Annotated in this window: 6 protein-coding genes; all 6 read right to left on the reverse strand. The window is 67.6% G+C overall.

What is annotated here, in order from left to right; translation table 11 throughout:
* Positions 1 to 115: 115 nt before the first annotated feature.
* Positions 116 to 1,333 carry a DNA mismatch repair endonuclease MutL gene (gene mutL, locus A39O_RS0104260; protein ID WP_020503466.1) on the reverse strand — a complete coding sequence of 406 codons (1,218 nt, stop codon included), beginning with the start codon at positions 1,331 to 1,333 and terminating at the stop codon, positions 116 to 118.
* The gene (locus A39O_RS0104265) at positions 1,323 to 2,738 is read right to left on the reverse strand and encodes an N-acetylmuramoyl-L-alanine amidase (RefSeq protein ID WP_020503467.1); all 1,416 of its coding nucleotides are present in this window, start codon (positions 2,736 to 2,738) and stop codon (positions 1,323 to 1,325) included. The genes mutL and A39O_RS0104265 overlap by 11 nt, the downstream gene beginning before the upstream one ends.
* Before the next feature lie 263 nt (positions 2,739 to 3,001).
* Positions 3,002 to 4,387, reverse strand: a complete 1,386-nt coding sequence (radA, locus tag A39O_RS0104270; RefSeq protein WP_020503468.1) for a DNA repair protein RadA — start codon at positions 4,385 to 4,387, stop codon at positions 3,002 to 3,004.
* A gap of 14 nt (positions 4,388 to 4,401) precedes the next feature.
* Positions 4,402 to 5,187 (reverse strand): Uma2 family endonuclease, encoded by a 786-nt coding sequence (locus A39O_RS0104275; RefSeq protein ID WP_040527110.1) that lies wholly within the window; start codon positions 5,185 to 5,187, stop codon positions 4,402 to 4,404.
* Between the two features lie 238 nt (positions 5,188 to 5,425).
* Positions 5,426 to 5,650, reverse strand: coding sequence for a hypothetical protein (locus A39O_RS0104280; protein ID WP_020503470.1), 225 nt, complete (start codon positions 5,648 to 5,650; stop codon positions 5,426 to 5,428).
* 800 nt (positions 5,651 to 6,450) lie between these two features.
* Positions 6,451 to 7,452, reverse strand: coding sequence for a PIG-L family deacetylase (locus tag A39O_RS0104285; RefSeq protein WP_020503471.1), 1,002 nt, complete (start codon positions 7,450 to 7,452; stop codon positions 6,451 to 6,453).
* Positions 7,453 to 8,041 lie beyond the last annotated feature (589 nt).

An 8,041-nucleotide genomic window follows, 5' to 3' on the forward strand; every position in this document is an offset into this window, starting at 1 on the left:
GGCGGCGCGCCAGTGCGCAAAGGCGGCGGCCGTCTGTGCCAGATCGGCCGTGGCGGCGGGTAGAGAGAGTGACATGCGGTGGAGCCTCCAGATGACGACATACGGGGCTCCCAGGCTACTGGGCTAGAGACGGGATTTCATGCAGGCTTGCCGGAAAGACACGCTGAAACGCGAGCCCCGCGGCATAGTGCGCCGCCGACCCCTCGGCCACCCGCAACCCCAGGTGTCCGGTGCGCAATGGCGCGGATGCGTCCGGCGGCGGTGCGCTGCGTGACTCGTCCGCGGGCGCCGCGACCGCGGGCAGCATGACCGACCCCAAGGATCCCGCCGCCAAGCGCCGCTGCAACCCGCGATAGATGAAATCGTGGACCTGGCGCCCCTCGCGAAAGCGCACTTCGTGCTTGGCCGGGTGGACATTCACATCCACCAGCCGCGGCGGCAGCGCGAGAAACAGGACGAAGGCTGGATGCCGGCTGTGATGGAGCACGTCACTGAACGCCTGGCGCACCGCATGGGTGACCAGCTTGTCGCGAACCATACGGCCGTTGACATAAAAGAACTGCTGATCCGGTTGACCACGGGAGAACGCCGGCCGCAAGACCCAGCCGGAGAGGCGCAGATCCACCGCCTGTTCGTCCACCCACAGGGCCTGCTCGCCGAAGCCCGCACCGAGGATGGCGTCCAGCCTGCCGCGCACCCGCGCCGGGTCGTCCTCGGTCGCGGGCAGTTCCAACACCGTGCGGCCATTATGGCGCAGCGTGAAACCCACCTCCCGACGCACCAGGGCGATGCGGCGCACCACCTGGTCCAGGTGGCCGAACTCGGTTTTATCGGTGCGCAGAAACTTGCGCCGCGCCGGGGTGTTGTAGAAGAGGTCGCGCACGTCCACCGTGGTCCCCGACGGGTGGACGGCCGGACGGGGGGCCGCGGGTTCACCGTCCGTACCCACGGTCACCTCGTGCGCACTCCCCTCCCCCCGCGCCCGTGAGATCAGCGTCAACCGACTCACCGAAGCGATACTCGGCAGGGCCTCGCCCCGGAATCCCAGGGTGGCGACCGCTTCCAGATCGTGCAGGTCGGACAGCTTGCTGGTGGCATGTCGCGACAGGGCCAGCGCCAATTGCCCGGGCGGGATACCGCGCCCGTCATCGCGCACCCGCAGGCGCTTGATGCCGCCCTGCTCCACATCGATTTCCACCCGGGTACAGCCGGCATCCAGGCTGTTCTCCAGCAACTCCTTCACCACCGAGGCCGGACGCTCCACCACCTCACCGGCGGCGATCTGATTGATCAGATGATTGGGCAGGACACGAATGCCGGGGTCAGCCGTCACCCGGACTCCCCCCAGGGATGGCCAACACCTGACCCACGCGAATGACGTCGCCGTCCAGGTTGTTGGCTGAGCGCAGTGCCGACAGGCTCACCCCATAGCGCTTGGCGATCACGGCCAGCGTATCCCCGGCCGCGATGGCATGTTGACGGCCGCCGGGGGCACTCGCCGGGACTGCCGCTCCGCCGGCCAAGGCATCCGCAGCGGCCTGCTGGGCCGCCTCCTTGTTCGAACCGCGCACCAGACTGCGTGGCCGGTACTTGTTGAAATACTGCTTGATCCCCGCCAGGATGGCCTGGGCCAGGCGTTGCTGGTTGGCGGCGTTAAGGAGGCGCGCCTCCTCGGCCGGATTCGTGATGAAGGCCGTCTCCACCAGCATGGAAGGCACATCCGGCGACTTGAGTACCATGAACCCGGCCTTCTGGACCTCCCCTCTATGCGTGGCGCCGAGCCGGCTGAGATTGCTCAGCACCGCCCGGGCGGCGTCCGCGCTGTGTTCCAGCGTCGCATTCTGAGCCATGTCCAGCAACACGCCGGCCAGCACGTCGTCACTCGCCCCCAGATCGACCCCGCCGATCAAATCAGCGCTGTTCTCTTTATCAGCCAACCACTTGGCCGCCTCGCTGGTGGCGCCGCCGCGGGACAGGGTAAAGACCGAAGACCCCCGCACCTTGGGGTCGGTGAAGGCATCCGCATGGATCGAGACGAAGATGTCCGCCTCATGCTTGCGCGCCTTGCGCATCCGTTGGCGCAGCGGCACGAACACGTCGCTGTCGCGGATCATCACCGGCCGCATCCCCGGCTCCTTGTCCACCAGGGCGGCGAGGCGCCGGGCGATGGCCAGGGTCACGTCCTTCTCGCGCGTCCCGCGGGCGCCGATGGCGCCTGGGTCGGCACCGCCGTGGCCGGCGTCGATCGCCACCACCAGATCGCGCGTCGGGCTCGCCCGGCTGCCGGCCGCCGGGCGGGACGGGGCAGCCGCACGCGCCGCGCCGCCGCCCTTGGCCGGGCCCTTCGGGATCAGGTCCACCACCAGCCGATGTCCGTGGCCCGCGTCCGGCGCCATCGGAAAACTCTTCGCCCGCACCGGCTGCTTGAGGTCGAGGACGATCCGCAAGTCATTCCCCTCGCGCACCCCGCTGCGCAGACCGATGAGTACCGGGTCATCCGCGCCGGCCTGGGGCGCCTGACCGGTCAGTTCGGCATCCGCGATGTCGATCACCAGCCGATCCGGACCCGCCAGGGGAAAAATCTTGTGGGTGACGGGCGCGCTCAGATCCAGCACCAGCCGCGTCTCGCCTGCTGCCGGGGTAATGCGCACGCCCTGCACCGCCACCTGCCCCGCCGGCGCGGAGAACGGCAAGATGGCGAGGAGCGCGGACAGCACGATGATGAGCAGGAGCTTCACGATGTAGACCCTGTTTGGAGTGCGATTTCCAGGGAGACAGCACTCTGAATATAGCACGGTCAGGAAACTATTCCGAATATGAATCTGTATATTAGACAGCTTTCCTCACAACTGATCTGGCTGATCTAGCTCCCACGCTCCAGCGTGGGAGCAAGTGGCGACGCTCCGGCGTCGCGTGACGCCACCGGCCGCTGGAGCGGCCGGACGGCATTCCCACGCTGGAGCGTGGGAACGAGAAGTAAATGGGATTTGAGGGAACGCGCCTAAACCCCATCGATCGCCGCCGCCAGGGTCTTGACCGCCAGGATATCGAGGCCCTCCACTCCTTCCTTGGGCACATTACCGGCCGGCACGATGGCGCGCCGGATGCCGTGCTTGACCGCCTCGCGCAGGCGGTCCGGACCATTGGGGACGGGTCGCACCTCCCCGGACAGGCCCACCTCGCCGAAAGCCACCAGATCGAGCGGCAGGGGACGGTCGCGATAACTCGACAGCACCGCCAGCAGCACCGGCAAATCCGCCGCCGTCTCGCCGATGCGCACCCCGCCTACCACATTGACGAAGACATCCTGGTTGAACATCGCCACCCCGCCGTGGCGGTGCAGCACCGCCAGCAACATCGACAGCCGGTTCTGATCCAGCCCCAGGGCGACCCGCCTGGGGTTGGCGAGCGGACTCTCGTCCACCAGCGCCTGCACCTCGATCAGCAGCGGCCGGGTACCCTCCCGGGTCACCATCACCAGACTGCCGGGCACCGGCTGATCGTGACGCGCGAGAAAAATGGCCGAGGGGTTCTTGACCTCCCGCAGACCGCGGTCGCCCATGGCAAAGACACCCAACTCGTTCACCGCCCCGAAGCGGTTCTTGATCGCCCGCACCAGCCGGAAGGTCCCGCCCGACTCGCCCTCGAAATAGAGCACCGTATCGACCATATGCTCCAGCACCCGCGGACCGGCCAGCGCCCCCTCCTTGGTGACATGACCCACCAGGAACACCGCCGTATCGGCGCGCTTGGCGAAGCGGACCAACTGCGCCGCGGTCTCGCGCACCTGACTGACTGAGCCGGGCGCCGATTGCAGCAGATCGGTATAGAGGGTTTGGATCGAGTCCACCACCATCACCCGCGGCGGATCGCGTTCCGCCAGCGCCAGCACCCGCTCCACGCAAGTCTCGGCGAGCAGCCGGATGCCCGCGCCCACCACCCCCAGACGGCGGGCGCGCAGCCCGATCTGCTGCGGCGACTCCTCGCCGCTGACATAGAGCACCGGATGCTCAGCCCCCAGTGACTCGCACGCCTGCAGCAGCAGGGTCGACTTGCCGATCCCCGGATCGCCGCCCAGCAGCACCACCGAGCCGATCACCAAACCGCCGCCCAACACCCGGTCCAGTTCACCGATGCCCGTGCTGGTGCGCACCCGCTCCTCCGGCCGCAGATCCGCCAGCGTATGGATCACCGACTCGGTCGGCCCGGCCGCGGCGAACCCGCCGCCCCGCCCTCCCGCGCGGGACTGGCCCGCGGGCGGGCGGGCCACCTCCTCCAGCGTATTCCAGGCCCCGCAGTCCGCACACTGCCCGCTCCATTTCGGCTGCGCGGCGCCGCAGGCGTTACAGACATAGGCGGCGCGCGGTCTTTGGGGGTTGGTAGCCATGGGACGCAATCGGCTCAGTCACTGAAGATGCCGTCGGCGCGCTGCGCCGTGGCCGCGGCCAGCAGCCAGCGGTCGAGCTGACCGGGGTCCCGGCAGGCGCCGACACGCACCCTGGTGTCCTCGTCCACCGGGATGCCGCGTCCGGCGAGCAGATTGAGGACGGCTTGGGCGAGTCCGTCGGCACGGCCCTCGGTGCGTACCGCCTCCAGATCCGCGTAGCCGGAGCGCTGTAGGAGGTTGCGCAGCGTCGCCCGGTCGCCGGCCGCCCGGTCGAAAAGCGCATCGACCGGAACCGGGTTGCGCAGGATGCCGGGCGCCAGAAGATCCTCCCCCGGGAGCGCGACGCGCATCGGCTGCCCGGCGGCGTAGACCTCGACCCGCCGCGGACCGGTGAGCCGCGCAACCCAGACCAGCCGGGTGCCGTGGCCGATCAGCTCGGCGATCTTGGTCTGGAGATCGGCCTCGTCCTGACCTGACGCGGCATACTCCAGTGCCAGCGGCGGCACCGACTCGATCCAGCCCCGGCCGGCGGCGGGCTGGGGGCCGACCGCCACGTCCGGGGCGCGCAGCATCCCGGGCTCCGGCGAAAAGCCCGCATCGATGCCGGCCCATTCGACGTCCGGGTCGCTGTCGAGCACCGTCGCGCCCCTCAGGTTGCCGGTGGCATGCACCGGGCCGGCGGGGGCGCAATAGAGCGGGTGTCCCGCCGAGAGCTCGTAGCGGTCCCCATCGCGCAATTGGTCGGCGCGGAAGGGACCGGAGTCGGGTCTGGGGTTGCGCGGAGAGTGACTAGGGCTCATCGTTGGGTCCTCGGTGATCGATACCGGACGATTTCGGCCGGCTTCCTGATAGAGCGTTCGCACCTGATATCCAGACAGATTCTCGTGTAGGGGCGGGTTTGAAACCCGCCCCTAGGTCAGGCAATCACGTCCGAAGGTTATACCCTCGGAAGCAGGGATCGCGAGGTCAAGATGCCGATGGTCTTCTTTGCCAGGCCGACCGCGCCCGACCGGCTGCGGCGCTTTGCGGAGTAACAGGTCAGCCCTCGGTCAGTTCCAGCCGCCGTTCGATGCGCTCAACCCGGCGCCGCAGTCCGTCCAGGTCGGACTTGCCCGAGTCAACCGCCGTCGTCAGGGCGCCGACTCGCTGCCCGAGCGTGCCAAAGTGCAGTTCGATACTCCTGAGTCGTTCGCCGTGGTCGGTCTGGGTTGCGCGGATCGCGCGCAGGTGCTCAAGGACCAGGCTTTCGATGTCGGCGGTCATGGTGGGTTCTTCGGGTCCTGGCTGTGATGATGGTGACAACCGGCGCAACCGTTGTCAATCAAGCAGCACCCGCCGTTGTCGTGACGCCACACTGGCGCCGATGCGGTAGATGTCAAGGCAGTTGTCGCAGAGGTCATGCAGCAGTTGGCTGTGTCTGTCGCTCCGCTTTGAGGGGTTTTCCGGGGTTGAGGAAGACCGTCGTAACGGGCTCCCAGTTACGCGTTGCGCCGCTCCAGCGTTCGGGATGCTGGGGCCTGATAGCGGCTTCCAGGGTCAAGCGCCTTCCGGGGTCAGGTCTTGAGTTATGCCAAGGCACAAGTTAAGACCTAACCCCATCCCGTTGTGGCCCCATCCCTTTGACCCCATCCCTTTGACCCCATCCCCTGCAAGACCTGAGCCCATCCCTTGCATGATGCCCGACCCGTCGGGCGGACCTCAGTCCCCCGCCGCAACCTTGACGGCATCGAGCGCAAGGGCTGCCGGGAGGATCAGCAGATCCAAATTTGAGTGGCTGCCGCCAACAGCGTGCCGGCCGCGAGGCTGATGGTGGATGCGCGGCGCTTATCCACTACAAAACCGGCTCCGCTTTAGGGTGGATAAGGCGCGCCGCTCGGTGTCAGGGACCCAACACAGCAGTCGCGCGCGCCGTATCCACCAGGGGCCGCGCGATGCCACCCAAATTTGGAATTGCTGCGGGCGGATGTTACCAGTTGACATCCTGCGCAACGAGGCCGAGCCCCGGCGCCGGCGCGGCCGTGGTGGCGATGCGTATACCGCTCCGGGTCCGCGCCAAGTCCCCGCTAGCGGCTCGGCCAGCCGCTCAAATCGAGCACCCGCGGCCTCGGCGGCAGCCGTGCCTGGCGGGCGGCATTCGGCGGGTACCGACGCAACAGGAGATCAATGGTCGCGGCCCCTCTGGTCGAATCCAGCCGCCGGATCAGATCTTGATCGCCATAGCCGGGGATCAAGTTCACCCCGGCCCGGGCGGCAAACCAGACTGGATGGGACGACTGGCTGCTGTAGTACCAGGTCGCGGTGCGCCAGTATTCCGCGTAGCTCTGACCGAGCACCGATGAGTGCCGATCGCGTCGCAAGGCGAAGTCCCCGATCTGCGGGACTTGAGACTCCGTATACCAGCCGTGCTCGCGCAGCCCGTAAAGCGCAGGCCGGTGCCGGCCGGGGGTGTCGAAGTCCCCCTCCGCGTGCAGGCCCTCCACGATCTTCGCCAGCCCGAAGTGCTGTCGATGCGCCCAGGTTTCGCCCGAATTGAGTGTGATCACCAAGTCCGGCTGGGCGTCGCGCGCCGCAATCTTGAGCCGGGCGGCGAGCAGGCGACGGTCCCAGTTGACCACACCGTTATCCCAACTGTCTTCAAAATCCGATCGGGCCAGGGAGGAGAGGAAGTAAACAGTCGTCACCCCGTGCAGGGCCATACTACCGAGAAACTCACCGCGCCGCTGTGTTGCCAGGTCCAGGTTCGTGGGGATCTCCCGCACCCGCGGACCGGCGGGAGGCGTCGTCAGCCAGACGCCGGGCGCCGGATCCTCCTCGATCAGGATATCGTCATCGAATCGCGGATCGAAATCCGGCCGCAGCCCCTGGACGACGCCTCCATGCTCCCCGTTGGTCACCAGGGCAATGCTTATCCGCCAGCCGCGCTCCCGGAAGCGGCCCAGATTGAACAGCGTCTCGTCATCCGGGTGCGCCGTAATCAGCAGGACGTTTGGAATCCGCGGTGCAATCGGGCCGGCCGCACCGGCTAGGACGACCGGATTGGCCGCAGCCAGGATCGTCAGAAGCATCAGGAATCGGCAAGCTCTATTCATTGTGCTCGGCCTCGGGATGAGTAAAGAACGCTTAACTCGGCCATGCCGCCTGGTTCGGGCGGCCGCCGTGGCCAGAGTAGTATCCTTGACGACGAAAATCTGTCGCCGATGCGTCAAAATCAGTTCAACCAGGATGGCAAGGGCGTGGCCGGTGCGTCAAGCGCCCAGCCTTCGGCCCTGGTAGATGTCAAGGCAGTTGTCGCACAGGTCACGCGGCAGTTGGCTGTGTCTGTCGCTCCGCTTTGCGGGGTTTGCCGGGGTTGAGGAAGACCGTCGTAACGGGCTCCCAGTGACGCGTTGCGCCGCTCCAGCGTTCGGGATGCTGGGCCTTGACGGACTGATAGTGTCCTTTCGGCAAGCCTGCATGAATCCCACGCGCGGGTCCGGTAACGTGGGAGCCCCGCGTTCTTGGCGACCGGAAGGCCCAGCGTGGCCGGGGTCCAGACGGGCCGGGGCCGAACCGGCGGACCGTTGTTGGCCCAGTCACCCAGTCAGCAGCCACCAGCGCCCCGGCGCGGCTGGGCGGGAGCGTGACAGGGTGCGGTGGGCGCGCGACGCGCGCCCG

This window comes from Lamprocystis purpurea DSM 4197, from assembly GCF_000379525.1.
Lineage (GTDB): Bacteria > Pseudomonadota > Gammaproteobacteria > Chromatiales > Chromatiaceae > Thiodictyon > Thiodictyon purpureum.

Bases quoted from the DNA above. Each gene is read 5' to 3' on its own strand.
- A39O_RS0104280 (WP_020503470.1), bottom strand. From the start codon at position 5,650: ATGACCGCCGACATCGAAAGCCTGGTCCTTGAGCACCTGCGCGCGATC.
- A39O_RS0104285 (WP_020503471.1), bottom strand. From the start codon at position 7,452: ATGCTTCTGACGATCCTGGCTGCGGCCAATCCGGTCGTCCTAGCCGGT.
- radA (WP_020503468.1), bottom strand. From the start codon at position 4,387: ATGGCTACCAACCCCCAAAGACCGCGCGCCGCCTATGTCTGTAACGCC.
- A39O_RS0104275 (WP_040527110.1), bottom strand. From the start codon at position 5,187: ATGAGCCCTAGTCACTCTCCGCGCAACCCCAGACCCGACTCCGGTCCC.